The organism is Streptomyces sp. NBC_00440 (genome assembly GCF_036014215.1).
Taxonomy (GTDB): domain Bacteria; phylum Actinomycetota; class Actinomycetes; order Streptomycetales; family Streptomycetaceae; genus Streptomyces.
Genome location: NZ_CP107921.1, coordinates 285630 through 301832 on the forward strand (window position 1 = coordinate 285630; position 16203 = coordinate 301832).

The window sequence follows — 16203 nt, forward strand, 5'->3', positions numbered from 1 at the left end:
TCCGGGCGCCGCCCTGACGGTCCCCCACCCCGCACCGGAAGGCCCACATGTCCCCCACGCCCAGACGGCTGACCCTGCTCTCCGCACTGTCGTGCCTGCTTCTCGGCTTCCTGCCGCAGGCGGCCTCCGCCGGCCCGCGGACCGCTTCCGCCGACACTCAGGGAGCGATCTGCAACAAGTACTGCGACGCCCGGGATCCCGCCGCGGCGACGAAGGACCGAACGCCGGTCACCACCTCGATCTACTCGCGCACCATCGCTCTGCATATCGATGACAACGATGTCATGGGCTGGGCCTCCATCGACAACGGCAGTGCGGGTGACGAGGTCTGGCTGGACCGCTCCTTCGACGGAGGCAGGACCTGGTCGTCGGGCAGCAAGCTGGGCGACACCAGGACCCCTTCGGGAGCAGGCGGCTGGCGCACCCAGATGTACAACGTCGACGACTGGAACTCGGCCGGCGTCGGCGCACTCCGGGCCTGCGGAAAGGCCGGGGACCGGGCCGAGATCGCCTGTACCGAGTGGGCGCGCACGGACTGGAACGCGGGCAGCAGGAGCACCGCCGCCGCGACCGCGCTGATGATGTCGTTCGACCGGAACACCGGCCTGTTCGGCGGCAACGGCTGGTGGACCAGCGCCAACGCGCTGACGGCCGTCATCGACAACATCCGCACCAGCGGGATGCCCAGCTACAAGTACGCCGTCTCCAGCACCTACGACAAGAACATCGGCGCGCAGGGCGGCAACTTCACCAACGACTATCTCGACGACACCGGCTGGTGGGGGCTGGCCTGGGTCGCCGCGTACGACCTGACCGGCGACAGCCGCTACCTGACCACCGCACGCGCCGACGCCGACCACATGTTCGCCAACTGGACGGACACCTGTGGCGGCGGGGTCCTGTGGAACGAGAACAAGACCTACAAGAACGCGATCACCAACGAGCTGTTCCTCCAGCTCAACGCCGCCCTGCACAACCGGATCCCCGGCGACTCCGCCTATCTGGACCGGGCGAAGAACGAGTGGTCGTGGTTCAGCGCCAGCGGCATGATCAACTCGGACCACCTGATCAACGACGGTCTGAACGACGACTGCTCCAACAACGGCCAGCAGACCTGGACATACAACCAGGGCGTGATCCTCGGCGGACTGACCGAGCTTCACCGGGCCACCGGCGACAGCGCGCTCCTGGACACCGCGCGGACCCTGGCCGATGCCTCCACCACCCGGCTGGAGACCGACGGAGTGCTGCGCGAGCCCGGTGAGTCCGACGGCTGCACCGGTGACGGTCCGTCCTTCAAGGGGGCCTACGTCCGGGGGCTCGGCAAGCTCGACGGAGAGCTGTCGGACCACCCGTACAGCACACCGCTGAACCGGTGGGCGGACGCCGCCCACAGCAAGGACCGCAACGCGCTCGACATGTACGGGCCGCACTGGAACGGCCCGTGGGCCGGCACGCCGGACTACGGCTGCCAGCAGAGCACGCTCGACCTGCTCAACGCGGCTCCCGCCGGGTGACGGCAGGCCTTCTCGCACGGTGCGCGTGCACGGGCGGAACCCCTCCCCCGTGCACGCGCTCAGGCCATCGCCCGCTCGGATCGCCGCAGGCTCAGTCCGGCTCAGTCCGGCTCAGTCCGGCTCAGGTCATCGAAGGATCGCCCTTGATCAGCGCGAACACCGCGCCGTCCGGGTCCTTGAGCATGGCCAGCCGGCCGACCCCCGCAACGTTGCTCGGCGGCATGAGGACCGTGGCGCCGCCCCCGGTGGCCGCGGCGAACGTGGCATCGCAGTCCTCGACGCCGAAGTACGGGTGCCACTCCGACCCCGCCCCGGCTTCGATGTTCTCCTTCGGGAGCTGCATGATGCCGCCGTGGCTGGTGTCGTCGCCCTTGCCGCCGCCGGCCGCGGACACGACGGTGTAGACCATGCCGTCCCCCATGGACATGTCCTGGTAGTCCCAGGAGAAGACCGCACGGTAGAAGGTCTTCGCCGCTGCCGCGTCGGTGGTGTGCAGCTCCGTCCAGCACATCGCGTCCGGCTCCATGACGGTTTCCAGGCCCTGTACGTCGCCCGGCTGCCAGACGCCGAACTCGGCGCCGGTCGGGTCGGTGAAGCCCGCCATGCGGCCGGCGGTGAAGACGTCCGTCGCCGGAACGCGGATTGTTCCGCCGGCCTGCTGGACCGCGCGGCCGGTGGCGTCGGCGTCGGAGGTGTGGAAGTAGACCGTCCAGGCGGCGGTCGCGCCCTTCTCCGTCAGCGGGCCGACGGCTCCGACCGTTCTGCCGTCCTTCTGAAGGAAGCCGTAGCCGCCGGCTTCGGGGCCCGCCGACTGGAAGGTCCAGTCGAACACGCCGGTGTAGAAGGCGACAGCCGCGTCGATGTCGGGGGCGCCGAGGTCGAGCCAGTTCGGCGCGCCTGGGACGAAGTGGGTCGTCAGCACGGGAGATCCTCCGGTGTACGGGTGGTGGTGGGGCCGGCCGTCCACGGCCCGGGAATCCCTCTTGCCCCCGATGGGCACGGCAGCCGCTGACTGTCCCCCATCCGTACCGGCGCGGCCAGGTCTCCGAAACAGGAACGTGGGCCACGCCCTACGGACGGCTCCCGGGCCCCACCCGTACGGCCCAGCGCGGCCGGCCCCGGGTGGACCGCGACCGGTCGCGCCCGGTGGCCGGACCGGACAGCTCAGGACTGGACGGTCTCCTGAGCCGGGCTCAGCCGGTACGCATAGGTGTAGGTACGTCCCGCGTGCAGCAGATACGCGTCGAGCGGCGGCGCACCCCACGAGTCGTTGCCGCCGACGCCCATCTGCCGGTGGTTGACCCCGAGCAGGGTCTCGTCGCGCCGCTTCAGCTCGTACGGATGCCTGGGCCCCTCCAGGTCGAACGGCGAATAGTGCAGCGCGCTGGTCTCCAGCATCGGTTCGCCGTCGGCCGGGTCGGCCCGTACAGTCAGCCCCGCGCCGGAGCGTTCCGTGAGCGACAGCGTGCGCACGTCGGTCATGTTCCCGGTCTGCTCGGGACGGACGTAGGGCGCCACCTGCGCGTCGACGGTGGAGCGGTAACGGCCCACGAAGGCACCGGAGTTGCGGTCCCAGTAGTTCTCCTGCGGGCCGCGGCCGTACCAGTCGATGCGCTCGAATCCCTGAGGCACCGTCAGCAGGGCGCCGACCACGGGCAGATCGGGCAGCCCGTCAGCAGCGGTCAGGGTGTGCCTGATACGCACCTCCCCGTCGCCCCTGACGGTGAACTCGGTGGACCAGGTGGATGTCTTCGGCGCCGTGGGCAGGGTGCACTCCACCGTGATGGCGACCGCGCCCCGCGACGGCTGTGCGGCCTCGACGGACGTCACCGTGCGCTTGGTCCCCGCGTCCCGCCAGGTCCGCAGGGTGTCCTGGGCGCCGCGCCCGATGTCGTTGTCGGTCGGGCCGCGCCAGAAGTTCGGCACCGGGCCGCCGGACAGCAGGAGCCGGCCCTTCCAGCGGTAGGAGCTGAGCGTCCCGGTCGCCCTGTCGAGCACCACGTCCACGTGACGCCCGGTGACCCTGACACTGCTGTCGCTCTCCTCCAGGGTGAGGGCGGGCAGCCCGTCGGGATCGGGGTCGGCCGGCGCCGGAGCGTGCCAGTCCAGCGCGAACTGCTCACCGGCCACGGTGTGTCCGGCATCCGCCCAGCTGGTGTCCGAAGCCAGCACGAAGGTGAGGTTCAGCCAGTACTCGGCGCCGGGCTCCGGCGTGCGCGGCTTGCTCCAGGGGATACGGACGGTCGCCTCGCCCCCTGGCGCCGCCTTCGGCGGGGGCAGCGTGCCGTGCTGCGCCGTCCGTCCGTCACAGGTCACCGTCCACCGCAGCTCGTACGCTCCCAGGTCGCTGAACAGGTGCTTGTTCCGCACCGTCACCGTGCCCGCGGTGAGGTCGGCGGCGCTGATCCCCACCGGTTGGTAGACCTTCTTGAGCTCCAGGAGCCCGGGGTGGGGGCTGCGGTCCGCCGCCATCAGGCCGTTGCAGCAGAAGTTGGCGTCAGTGGGGTATCCGGGGTGCCAGTCCCCGCCGTACGAGAGGTAGTTGTGCCGGGGGTCGCCGGGGACCGGCAGCCTGATCGCCTGGTCGACCCAGTCCCACACGAAAGCGCCGTGCAGATTGGGGTAGCGCTCGAAGATCTCCCAGTACTCCTTGAGGTTGCCGCTGCTGTTGCCCATCGCGTGGGCGTACTCGCAGAGGATGAAGGGCGTTTCACTGCCCGACTTTCCGTACGCCTCCACGTCGGCGGGCACGGTGTACATCTGACTGTGCAGATCCGCGACCGCGTTCATGCCTTCGTAGTGGACCGGACGGGAGCTGTCCCGGGTGCGGACCCAGTCGGCCATGGCCCGGAAGTTGGATCCCTGCCCTGCCTCGTTGCCCAGCGACCAGACGACGACGCTGGGGTGGTTCTTGTCGCGCTCGACCAGGGAGCGCAGGCGGTCCACGCAGGCACCGGTCCACTCGGGCAGCGAGGCGGGTACAGTGTCGCGCACCCCGTGGGACTCCAGGTTCGTCTCACCGATGACGTAGAGGCCGTACTCGTCGCACAGTTCGAGCCAGCGGGGGTGGTTCGGGTAGTGCGAGGTGCGGACGGCGTTGATGTTGTACTGCTTCATCAGCCGGATGTCCTGGATCATCCGGTCCTCCCGGATGGCCTGGCCGTGGTCGGGGTCGGTCTCGTGGCGGTTGGTGCCGCGGAACATGACCGGCTTGCCGTTGACGGTGAACTTGCCTGGCCCGTAAGCGACTTCGCGGAATCCGAGCGTGGTGCGCTGGATGTCGACCGCTCTCCCCCGGCCGTCGGTGAGGGTGACGACCAGGGTGTACAGGTTCGGCTGCTCCGCCGACCAGAGCGCCGGGGCGCGGACGCCGGCGGTGAGCTGCACGTCGGCGTCCTTCCTGCCGGGGGTGACCCCGCCGCGCATCGGGCTGCCCACGCGCCGCCCCCCGGCGTCGTACAGCACGGCCTCGACGCGGTGCCCGCCTGCCGTGGCGCTGCCCCGGTTGCGCACGGTCGCGGTGACGGTCAGGGTCGCGTCGCGGCAGGCGTCGTCCAGCGCGGTCCGTACGAACAGGTCCTGCACATGGACCGGCGGGATCGCGTAGACATACACGTCCCGGAAGATTCCGGAGAGGTCGATCATGTCCTGGTCCTCGAGCCAGCTGCCGTCGGACCAGCGGTAGACCTCTACGGCGAGGCTGTTGTCACCGGCGTGCACATGGTCGGTGATGTCGAACTCGGCCGGGGTGTAGCTGTCCTCGCTGTAGCCGACGCGCTTGCCGTTGACCCAGACGAAGAACGCGGACTTGACGCCCTGGAAGGAGATCAGGGTGCGGCGGCCGGACCAGCCGCGGGGCACGGTGAAGGTACGCCGGTAGGAGCCGACCGGGTTGAACTCGTGCGGGACGTCGGGCGGTTCGGGCTTCTCGTAACCGGTCCACGGGTAGGGGATGTTGAGGTAGATGGGCTCCTGGTAGCCCTTGATCTCCCAGTTCGACGGGACGGCGATGCGGTCCCACCCGTGGTCGTCGTAACCGGGGGCCTGGAAACCGGTCGGCCGCGCGTCGGGGTTCTTGGACCAGTGGAACCGCCAGGTCCCGTTCAGGGAGCGGAAGTAGGGGGACTTCGCGAAGTCGCCGTGCAGCGCGTCGGACTCGGTCGCGTACGGGACGAGCCTGGCGCGGGCTTCTTCTCTGCCGATCTGGAAGACCTTCGGCTGCGCGTCCCACTCCGCGCCCGTCCCGCCCCCGGTATCCGCGGCATCCGCGGCGAAGGCGAGTTTCTGCGCGGAGAAGGCGGCCCATCCCGCGAGGGCGGCCCCGGTGACGAGGACGGAACGTCTGCTTACCCGGTGTGCACTCATACGGCAGCTCCGAACGTAAGAGAACAAGAACCGCCAGCATCAGACAGAAAAACTCAACACACAAGACCGTCGACCCGCTCGGGAAGCGATGGTGCAGGGCTGCGCAGGGAAAGGACGCGGAGCGCCGCATGCCGCCGGTCCGCGTGGACCGGCGGCATGACGCGCTGTCATTTCTTGCCGGGGAGCCACTTCTTCCAGATGCCCGGGTTCTGGTCCACCCAGCGCTTGGCTGCCTCCTCGGCCGAGAGCCTCTGTGAGGCGATCATCTCGGAGACCTTGTTCTGGTCGTCCTTCGTCCACTTGAAGTTCTTCAGGAACGTCACGGCGTCGCCGCCCGTCCTGGTGAACTCGGTGTTGAAGTACTTCTGGAGGGGCGTCGACGGGTAGGCGCAGTCGATGGACTTCGGGTCCTTGACCCCCTTGTCCGCGCACTTCGCCGTGTACGGGGGGAGCTTGACCTCCTTCATCGGTACCTGGTTGAAGAGCCACTGCGGCTCGTACCAGTAGCTGAGGAAGGGCTTCTTCTCCTTGGCGAACTGCTGGATCTGGGTGATCTGCGCGGCCTCGGACCCGGCGAAGACCACGTCGTAGTTCAGCTTGAGGTTCTTCACCAGGGCCTTGTCGTTGGTGACATAGGACGGCGAGCCGTCCATCAGCTGGCCCTTGCTGCCGCTCTCCGCCGTACGCAGCTGACCGGCGTACTTGTTGAGGTTCTTCCAGTCGGTGACATCCGGGTGTTTGTCCGCCCAGTACTTCGGGACGAACCAGCCGATGTGGCCGGTGACCCCCAGGTCGCCGCCCGCGGTGATCGTCTTCTTGTCCTTGACGTACCGCTTCTCCTGGTCGGGGTGGCCCCAGTCCTCCAGGATCGCGTCGACCCGGCCCTGGCTGAGCGCGTCCCAGGCGGGGATCTCATCCACCTGGACGGTGTCGACGCGGTAGCCGAGCTTGTGTTCGAGCAGATACTTGGCGACGGCCACGTTCGCCTGTGCGCCGACCCAGCTCTGCACGGACAGCGTGACGGACTTGGCGCCCTTGGCCGCCGCGAACGGTGAGGCCTGCTTCGTCATGTCGGCGGCCCCGCAGCCGCTGAGCGAGACGAGCAGGGCGCCCGACGCCAGGGCGGCGAGTACGGTCGTGGCGCGGCGTGCGCCACGGGTGCGGGTACGGGTCACGGCTCAGGCCCCCTTCCGGGTGCGGCGTTCGGTGGGCTGGGTGACCCGGTCGAGCATCAGGCCGAGGCAGACGATGGCCACACCCGCGACGAGGCCGATGGCGAGGTCGCCCGTGGCCAGTCCGGTGACGACGTCGTAGCCGAGGGCGCCGCCGCCCACCAGGCCGCCGATGATGACCACGGCGAGTACGAGGACGACGCCCTGGTTGACGGCCAGCAGCAGCGCCGGGCGGGCCAGCGGCAGCTGGACCTGACGCAGCGTCTGCAGCCGGGTGGCGCCGAGCGACCGGGCGGCTTCCACCGCTGCCGGGTCGACCTGGCGCAGGCCCTGGGTGGTGATGCGGATGACGGCGGGGAGCGCGTAGACGACCGCGGCGGCGGCGGCCGGGGCGCGGCCCACGGCGAAGAGGGCGACGACCGGGATGAGGTACACGAACTGCGGCATGGTCTGCATGACGTCCAGGACCGGGCGCAGTACGGCCTCGGCGCGTCGGCTGCCCGCTGCGAGGATCCCCACGGCGAACCCGATGACGAGCGTGACGACCAGCGCGGCCAGGACCTGGGAGAGCGTGTCCATGGACGGCTTCCACATGCCGAGTACGCCGATGGCGCAGAGCGCGAGTACCGCGGTCAGGGCGGTCTGCCAGGTGCCGATCAGCCAGGCGAGGGCGGCGACGATCAGCAGCGCGCCCCACCAGGGCAGCCCGGTGAGCCCGTCCCTGAGGGGGTCGAGGATCCAGGAGGTGAAGTGCGCGGCCCAGTCGGCGGTGCCGCCGACGACGGGGACTCCGGAGTAGAGGTGGTCGACCATCCACTCCTTGAAGTCGTTGACGGGCCGCGCGATGGCCACGGTGGTTCCGGCGGGCCAGAGCGTGGAGCCGGCCAGCCGGCCGGCCACCGCGACGACGGCGGTACCGACGGCCGCGAGGGCCCAGCCGCGCCAGCCGCGCAGAGCGGCGGGTCCGGAGGGCTCGCTGCCGAGGCGGGTCCCGGCCGCGGCGGTGGTGCGGTCCATGACGATGGCGAGGAGCACGATCGGGATGGCCGCGGCCAGCGCCCCGCCGACGTCGACGGAGGCCAGCGCCTGGTAGACGCGGTCGCCGAGACCGGCGGCGCCGATGAGTGAGGCGATGACGACCATCGAGAGCGCCATCATGATGGTCTGGTTGAGACCGAGGAGCAGTTCCTTGCGGGCCAGCGGCAGCCGGGCGGTGATCAGCCGCTGGCGTGCGGTGGAGCCGAGCGAGGCGACGGCCTCCAGGACTCCGACGTCGGCGCCGCGCAGCCCGAGCGCCGTGAGCCGGGCCATCGGCGGAGCCGCGTAGACCACGGTGGCGAGCAGGGCGGCCGGGACACCGATGCCGAACACCAGGACCACGGGCAGCAGATACGCGAAGGCCGGCAGCACCTGCATGGTGTCGAGCACCGGGCGCAGGATGCGGAACAGCCGGTCGGAGAGACCGCCCGCCAGACCCAGCACGGCTCCGACGACGGCGGACACGATGACCGCCACCACCATCAGCGCGAGCGTCTGCATGGTCGGCACCCACATGTCCAGCACTCCGCTGACCAGGAGGGAGACCAGGGCGGTTGCGGCGATGCGCCATCCTGCCACCCGCCAGGCCACCAGGGTGACCGCGGCGGTGACTCCGGTCCAGCCGAGGGCGAGCAGCACCAGATAGACGGCGCGTACGGCGATGACCACGGCGTTGCTCAGATAGCCGAGGAAGTACAGGAACAGCGGGTGGGTGTCGCGGTTGTCGATGATCCAGTCGCTGACGTGGCCCAGCGGTGCCGAGACGTCCACGGTGAGCGCACCGGGCCACAGTCCGCTGGACCAGACGGAGTTCGCGATCGGTACCAGGACGGCGGCGGCGACGGCGAGCACGAGGAGCTTGCCCGGACCGCGGTGGAGCAGTGCGGTACGGATCCGGCCGGCTCTGCCGGGCGCGGCCGGGCTTTCGGCGCCGAGGGGCGTGGTGGTGGCGGTCGTCATGCGCGCCTCCGGGTGGCCGGGTGGAGCAGGCGCGCGGGCGCGTGGTGCGTACGCATCAGGCGGCCACTCCGCTCTCGGCCGGGCTCTCGTCGAGACGGGCCACGACGGCGAGCAAACAGGCGTGGTCCACGATGCCCAGGCACCGGTCCCCCTCGACGACGCGGACGGCGCCTCCGGAGCGGACGACGGTGTCGATGGCGTCGGATATGAGCGTGCCGGCGGGCACCGACTCGCCCTCGCCGGCCTCGCCGTCCTGTGCGGGGCGCATGGCCCGGCGGACGGTGAGGACCTGCTCGCGCGGCACGTCGCGTACGAAGTCGCGTACGTAGTCGTCGGCCGGCGAGCCGACGATCTCCTCCGGCGTGCCGAGCTGCACGATCCGGCCGTCGCGCATCAGCGCGATGCGGTCGCCCAGGGTCAGCGCCTCGGACAGGTCGTGGGTGATGAAGACCATGGTGCGGCCCTCGTCCTTGTGCAGCCGGACGACCTCCTGCTGCATGTCCCGCCGGATGAGCGGGTCGAGCGCGCTGAACGGCTCGTCGAAGAGCAGGACTTCTGGGTCCACGGCGAGCGCGCGGGCCAGGCCGACCCGCTGCTGCTGGCCGCCGGAGAGTTCGCTCGGCCGCCGGTGCTCCAGGCCCGTCAGGCCGACCTTCTCGATGAACTCGGCTGCCTTGGTGCGGCGTTCGGCCCGGCCGACGCCCTGGATCTCCAGCCCGTAGGCGACGTTGTCCAGGACCGTGCGGTGCGGGAGCAGGCCGAAGTGCTGGAAGACCATGGCGGCGCGGTGACGGCGCAGTTCGCGCAGCTTGGTCCTGTCCATGGCGCGGACGTCCTCACCGTCCATGGTGAGGTCGCCGCTGGTGGGCTCGATGAGCCGGGTCAGACAGCGCACGAGCGTCGACTTGCCGGAGCCGGACAGGCCCATGACCACGAAGACCTCGCCCTCGTGGACGTCGAAGGAGACGTCGCGCACGGCGGCGGTGCAGCCGGTGCGCAGGCGCAGCTCCTCGCCGGTCAGCCCGGTCAGCGCGCTGTCACCGGGGATCCGGTCGGCGCGGGGGCCGAAGACCTTCCACAGATTGCGCACGGAGAAGACGGTGCCGCGCTTCTCGTCCGCCGGTGCGGCGGCAGCGTCCGATGCGGGCGTCACGTCCGATACAGGCGTCACGTTCGATACAGGCGCGACGTCCGATGCGGGCGCGACGTCCGATGCGGGCGCGACGTCCGATGCGGGCTTCGCCTCCGATGCGGGCGTCGTCGGTTCGCCGCTGTGCCGTCCGGCGTCGCCGGAGGCGGCCGGGGTGCCGGTCGCTGTCATGCCGTACCTCCCTGGGCGGGGGTGGCGGCCAGCAGTTCGGCGCACTTCTCGCCGACCATGAGGACTCCGATCATGGGGTTGACCGACGGCATCGTCGGGAAGACGGACGCGTCGGCGATACGGATACCGGCCAGTCCGCGGATCCGCAGCTCGGGGTCGACCACGGCGAGGGCGTCGTCGGGGGCGCCCATCCGGCAGGTGCCCGCCGGGTGGTAGACGGTGTGCGCGACCTTGCGGGCGTACTCGCTGATGTCCTCGTCGGACGTGACATCGGGACCCGGGCAGACCTCGCGCTTGAGCCAGTGGGCGAGCGGTTCGGTCTTCGCGATCTCGCGGGCGAGGCGGATGCCGTCGACCAGCGTCCGGCCGTCGTAGTCGTCCTCGTCGGTGAAGTACCGGAAGTCCAGGGCCGGTTTGACCTCGGGGTCGGCGCTGGTGAGGTAGAGGCGGCCGCGGCTGCGCGGCTTGGGGATGTTGGGTGTCATCGACACACCGTGCTCGGGCTTCTCGTAGCCCAGCCGCTCCGGGTTGTCGGTGAAGGGGATCTGGTAGAAGTGGAACATCAGGTCAGGGCCGCGCGATCCGGGGTCGCGGCGGACGAAGAGTCCGGCGTCGGAGTCCATCGCCGAGTTCTCCGGGATGGGCCCGTCGGTCTCCCACACGATGACGGACTCGGGGTGGTCGAGGAGGTTCTCGCCGACGCCCGGCAGGTCGTGCACGACGGGAATGCCGAGGGCTTCCAGGTCCTGCTTCGGGCCGATGCCCGACAGCATCAGCAGCCGCGGGGTGTCCACGGCGCCCGCGCAGACCAGCACTTCGCGGCCGGCCCGCAGCAGGACCTCTTCGCCGTCCTTGGTGCGCACGTGCACACCGGTGGCACGGTTGCCGTCCAGTTCGAGCCGGTGGGCCCAGGTCTCCAGCATGATGGTGAGGTTGGGCCGGTCGCCGGCCTCGATGTGCGGGTGGAGGTAGGCCACCGAAGCGGAGGAGCGCTTGTTGTTCTCCGGGTGGTAGGCGAGGTCGAAGAAGCCGACGCCCTCGTGGAAGGGCTTCTTGTTGAAGCCCTCCACACGCGGGACACCGGCCGCCTGCTGGGCCGCGGCGACGAAGTCGCTGGCGATGGCGTTCCGGTCCTTCTCGTCCACCGCGACGATGTTGTTGCGGAGCTTGAAGAAGTACGGGTCCATGGACTTCGCGTCCCAGCCGGCCGCACCGTGCTCGGACCACTCGTCCCAGTCGCCGGGCAGCGGCTTGAACGAGATCAGGGTGTTGTGCGAGGAACAGCCGCCGAGCACCTTGGCGCGGCTGTGCAGGATGTGCGAATTGCCGCGCGGCTGCTCGGTGGTGGGGTACGCGTAGTCCAGGTCGCCACCGAGCAGACCGAGCCAGCGGCGGAGGGTGAGGACGTCGTCGCGGTCGATGTCGGTCGGGCCGCCCTCGACGACGACGACGCTGACGGCGGGATCCTCGGTGAGCCGGGAGGCGATCACCGAACCCGCGGTGCCGCCGCCGACTATGACGTAGTCGGCGGCGACCGTGGAGATCTCCGGAGGCATGAGGCGTTGCTCCTTCTGCAAAGTGCTGACGGCGGTAAGCGGTGCTGCGAACAGACGGGCAGTCAGCCCGTGAACCAGCGGACCGGTGCGGGCCGGAGGTTCTCGTAGATGTGCTTGGACTCGCGGTACTCGTCCAGGCCGGTGGGGCCCAGCTCGCGGCCGATGCCGGACTTGCCGAAACCGCCCCACTCCGCCTGCGGGAGGTAGGGGTGGTAGTCGTTGATCCAGACAGTGCCGTGCCGGAGCCGGGCTGCGACGCGGCGGGCGCGGGCGGTGTCGGCCGACCAGACGGCGCCGGCCAGTCCGTACTCGGTGTCGTTGGCCAGTGTCACCGCCTCCTCCTCGTCACGGAAGGTCTCGACGGTCAGGATCGGGCCGAAGGTCTCCTCGCGTACGACCTTCATGGAGCGGTGGCAGCCGTCGAGGACGGTGGGCGCGTAGAAGTATCCGGTGGCGGGCCGCTCGTCGGACGGCTCGGGGCGCTTGCCGCCGCAGCGCAGCTGCGCTCCTTCGGCCAGGGCCGACGCCACGTACGCCTCGACCTTGTCCAGCTGCTGCTGGGAGACCAGCGGCCCGCACTCGACGCCTTCGGCGGTGCCGCGGCCGAGCCTGATCCGCTCGGCGCGGCGGGCCAGTTCGGCGACGAAGCGGTCCCGGACGGACTCCTCGATGATGAGCCTGGCACCGGCCGAGCAGACCTGGCCGCTGTGGATGAAGGCGGCGTTCAGCGCCTGGTCCACGGCGGTGTCGAAGCCTTCCTCGGTGGAGCAGGCGTCGGCGAAGACGACATTGGGGTTCTTGCCGCCCAGCTCCAGGGCGATCTTCTTCGCTCCGGCGACGGCCGAACTCGCGGCCGTGGTACCGCTGGCCAGTCCCCCGGTGAAGGAGAACAGGTCGACCTGCGGGTGTTCGGCGAGCCTGGCCCCCACGGGTACTCCGGGGCCGGTGACGATGTTGGCCACTCCGGCGGGCAGGCCGGCCTCCGCCAGGAGCTTCACCAGGTGGACGGTGGAGAGCGGGGTGACCTCGCTGGGCTTGATCACGAAGGTGTTGCCCGCGGCGAGCGCCGGTGCGATCTTCCAGCTGGCCTGCAGCAGCGGGTAGTTCCAGGGGGTGATCAGCGCGCAGACGCCGACCGGCTCATGGACGACGACGCTGTGGACGTCGGGCGATCCGGCGTCGACGACCCGGCCGCCGCTCTCGTTCATCACCAGATCGGCGAAGTACCGGAAGGCGTTGGTGACGTCGTCGACGTCGACCCGGCCCTCCTCCAGGGTCTTGCCGGTGTCGCGGCTCTCGATGAGCGCGATCTCCTCGCGGTCGCGCTGGAGCAGCCCGGCGACCCGGCGCAGCAGCGCGGCGCGTTCGGACACCGGCGTGAGGGGCCAGTCGCCCCGGCCGCCGGCGAAGGCGGTGTGCGCGGCCAGTACGGCGGCGTCCGCGTCCTCCGCGCCGCCTTCGGCGACGACTTGCAGGGTCTTCGCGTCGGCGGGGTCGATGACCTCCCGTGTGGCGCCGGATGCGGCGCCCCGCCACATCCCGTCTACATGAATGGTCTCGCTTGCCGACACGTGTGTTCTGCCTTTCCTCACTCAACTGAATCCACTGGTTCGACCAGTGGTCCGGTCACCTCCCCGATTGGCCTTTACCTATGCCTGAACATCAACAGAAAGTGACCCGGCTCACTCACCGTGCACTTACACCGCTCCGGCCGGTGCGGTCAGGCGCTGAACCCGGCCCGTCCGCCGGACACCACTGAGCGGCCGCCGCCGAGGAGTTCGAAGCGCAGTTCGGCGGGCGGCGCCGGGCGCGCGCCGGCAGGCGGGCGCGCCTCCGGACCCGCGGGCTCCCAGGCGTGTGCCGTGAGGCGGTCCCCCGGGAACACCGGGGCCGCGAAGCGGCCTTCGAGGCTGACCAGATCGGCCGGATGAGCGCCGACCGCCCGTGCCAGCGGCAGCGTCGCGGCCGCCATCGAGCACAGCCCGTGCAGGAACGGCCTCGGCTGCCCGGCCGCCCGTGCGGCGTCCGGGTCGATGTGCATGGCGTGGCGGTCCCCGAGCAGCCGGTAGAGCGCCGCCTGGTTCGGGGCGGTCGCCACCTCGGCCCGGTGGCCGGGCGGTTCCGGCGGGGCGGACGGTGCGGCCGGGCCGCGTTCGCCGCCGAAGCCGCCGCATCCCGGGGCGAAGAGCGACCAGGTGGCGACGGAGCAGTCGCTGACCACGACGACCTCGAACACCGCGGCCGATCCCTTGTCCCAGACCTCGCTCACGTACGCGCGCATGGACAGCTTGCCGGAGCGCGGCAGCGGTGCCTTCACCTGGAGCCGCTGGGCACCGTGGACCGCGGTACGGATGTCGAACGCGCCCAGCGAGCCGAGTGCGTCGGGCGCCCACTGGGCGAGGGTGAGCGCGAAGGTGGGCAGCACCCGCAGCCGTTCCTCGAAGACCAGGTCCAGGTCGGTGGCTTCGGCGCCGATCGCGAGGGCGTAGAGGATCGCGTCGCGCTCGTCGTAGCTGACGGTGCGCTCCCCCAGCTCACGGCCGCGCCAGGCACCCGCCGGGGTGCGCGGCGCGCTCACGCCGTGGCTCCCGGTACGGCGGTGAACTCACCCGGCGGGATCCGGTACTTGGCGGCGTGCATCGCGGTCAGCTCCTGTCCAGGGCGGTCTTGAGGACTTTCCCCATGGCGTTGCGCGGGAACCGGTCGAGGACCACGACCTCGCGCGGCACCTTGAAGTTGGCCAGCCGCTCCCGGCAGAAGGCGATCACCTCCGCGGGGTCCGGCCGCTCGCCCGGCCGGGCCGTGACATAGGCCCGGCCCACCTCGCCCAGCCTCGGATCCGGTATTCCGACGACGGCGGCCTCGGAGATCTGCCCGTGGCGGGCGAGCAGTTGCTCGATCTCGGCGGGGTACACGTTGAACCCGCCGACCAGGAACATGTCCTTGAGCCGTCCGGTGACGGTGAGGTTGCCTTCCTCGTCGAGGCACCCGACGTCGCCGGTGTGGAGGCGGCCCAGCGCGTCGATCGCCTCGGCGGTCGCGGCGGGGTCCTCGAAGTACCCGCGCATCACGTTGTATCCGCCCACCACGATCTCGCCGTTCTCCCCGGCCCCGAGCGGGTTGCCCGCCGCGTCCACCACACAGAGGTCCACGCCGTCGACAGCCCGGCCGGAGGTCCGGGCGACGGTCCGCGCGTCGTCGTCGGCGGTGCACATGGAGACCATGCCGCACGACTCGGTGAGGCCGTACGCGGTGAGCACGGTCAGCTTCAGTTCCTCCCGCATCCGCTCGACCAGTGCGACGGGTACGACGGAAGCGCCGGTGACGGCCAGGCGCAGCGACGAGGTGTCGTAGGCGTGGCGGTCCGGGTGGTCGAGGATCGAGGTGTAGATGGCGGGCGGACCGGGCAGCACGGTCACCTTCTCCTCGCTCACCAGCCGCAGAGTCTCCCGCACGTCGAAGACCGGCTGGAGCACCATCGTGGCCGCCCGGCCCAGACAGGCGAGGACTCCGGCCTTGTACCCGAAGGTGTGGAAGAGAGGGTTGACGATGAGATACCGGTCCCCGTGGCGCAGCCCGGCCCGCTCGCTCCAGGCGTCGAAGGCGCGGATGTTCTGGCCGTGTGCCGTCAGTGCGCCCTTCGGTCTGCCGGTGGTGCCCGAGGTGAAGAACATGTCGCAGGCGTCCTCTTCGCCGACCGCGGCGGCCCGTGCGTCGGCCGCCGCGTCGGACACGGGCCCGCCCGCGGCCAGGAACTCCTGCCAGCCGCGCGCCCCGGGGACCGCGCCGTCCCCGATGAGCACCACGTCGAGCAGTGCCGGCAGCGCGGGGACCAGCCCCGTGCCGCGTACGGCGGGCAGCCCGCCGAGGTAGCCGAGGTAGTCGTGGCCCAGGAAGCCGTTGTCCACGAACAGGGTCCTGGCCCCGCTCCGAGCGAGCAGCCAGCCCGCTTCCTCGCCCTTGTAGCGGGTGTTGACCGGCACCAGCACGGCCCCCGCACCGAGCGCCCCGAGTGCCGCCACCACCCAGCGGTGCCCGTTGGGGGCCCAGACGGCCACCCGGTCGCCGGGGACGACGCCCGACGCCATCAGGGCGGCGGTGGCGCGCCGCACCCGCGCGGCCAGTTCGCCGTACGTCAGCCGGGTCGCGCCGTCGACGAGCGCCTCGGTGTCCGGGTGGCTGCGGGCCGTCGTGGCCAGCACGCCGGGAACAGTGCGGGCCGGCTCGTCCTGCGTCATGGAGACCCCTCGTCGTAGGAATTCTCGGAATGAAAG

The 16203-nt window shown here is 70.7% G+C and carries 10 protein-coding genes; 1 reads left to right on the top strand and 9 read right to left on the bottom strand.

Going from position 1 to position 16203, the window contains the following annotated elements:
• The first annotated feature begins 47 nt into the window (after positions 1-47).
• Positions 48-1517, top strand: coding sequence for a glycoside hydrolase family 76 protein (locus tag OHB13_RS01265; protein ID WP_328374908.1), 1470 nt, complete (start codon positions 48-50; stop codon positions 1515-1517).
• Between the two features lie 121 nt (positions 1518-1638).
• Here the strand turns inward: OHB13_RS01265 and OHB13_RS01270 are convergent, their stop codons facing one another.
• The 9 genes from OHB13_RS01270 to OHB13_RS01310 all read right to left on the bottom strand — a co-directional run bounded on the left by OHB13_RS01270 (position 1639) and on the right by OHB13_RS01310 (position 16167).
• On the bottom strand, positions 1639-2439 hold the full coding sequence (locus OHB13_RS01270; protein WP_328374910.1) for a VOC family protein: 801 nt from the start codon (positions 2437-2439) through the stop codon (positions 1639-1641).
• A 242-nt stretch (positions 2440-2681) separates the two neighbouring features.
• Positions 2682-5882, bottom strand: coding sequence for a glycoside hydrolase family 2 TIM barrel-domain containing protein (locus OHB13_RS01275; protein ID WP_328374911.1), 3201 nt, complete (start codon positions 5880-5882; stop codon positions 2682-2684).
• A gap of 167 nt (positions 5883-6049) precedes the next feature.
• Entirely contained in the window at positions 6050-7057 is a 1008-nt protein-coding gene (locus OHB13_RS01280) for an ABC transporter substrate-binding protein (RefSeq protein ID WP_328374913.1), read from the bottom strand.
• A 3-nt stretch (positions 7058-7060) separates the two neighbouring features.
• The gene (locus OHB13_RS01285; RefSeq protein ID WP_328374915.1) at positions 7061-9052 is read right to left on the bottom strand and encodes an ABC transporter permease; all 1992 of its coding nucleotides are present in this window, start codon (positions 9050-9052) and stop codon (positions 7061-7063) included.
• Positions 9053-9107: 55 nt separating this feature from the next.
• A complete protein-coding gene (locus OHB13_RS01290) occupies positions 9108-10223 on the bottom strand; it encodes a quaternary amine ABC transporter ATP-binding protein (protein WP_405755733.1) in 1116 nt (371 codons plus the stop codon).
• Positions 10224-10369: 146 nt separating this feature from the next.
• A complete protein-coding gene (locus OHB13_RS01295) occupies positions 10370-11929 on the bottom strand; it encodes a GMC family oxidoreductase (protein ID WP_328374919.1) in 1560 nt (519 codons plus the stop codon).
• A gap of 62 nt (positions 11930-11991) precedes the next feature.
• A complete protein-coding gene (locus OHB13_RS01300; RefSeq protein WP_328380190.1) occupies positions 11992-13467 on the bottom strand; it encodes an aldehyde dehydrogenase family protein in 1476 nt (491 codons plus the stop codon).
• A gap of 182 nt (positions 13468-13649) precedes the next feature.
• A complete protein-coding gene (locus tag OHB13_RS01305) occupies positions 13650-14507 on the bottom strand; it encodes a MaoC/PaaZ C-terminal domain-containing protein (RefSeq protein WP_328374920.1) in 858 nt (285 codons plus the stop codon).
• A gap of 67 nt (positions 14508-14574) precedes the next feature.
• Positions 14575-16167, bottom strand: a complete 1593-nt coding sequence (locus OHB13_RS01310; RefSeq protein ID WP_328374921.1) for a FadD3 family acyl-CoA ligase — start codon at positions 16165-16167, stop codon at positions 14575-14577.
• Positions 16168-16203: the final 36 nt, after the last annotated feature.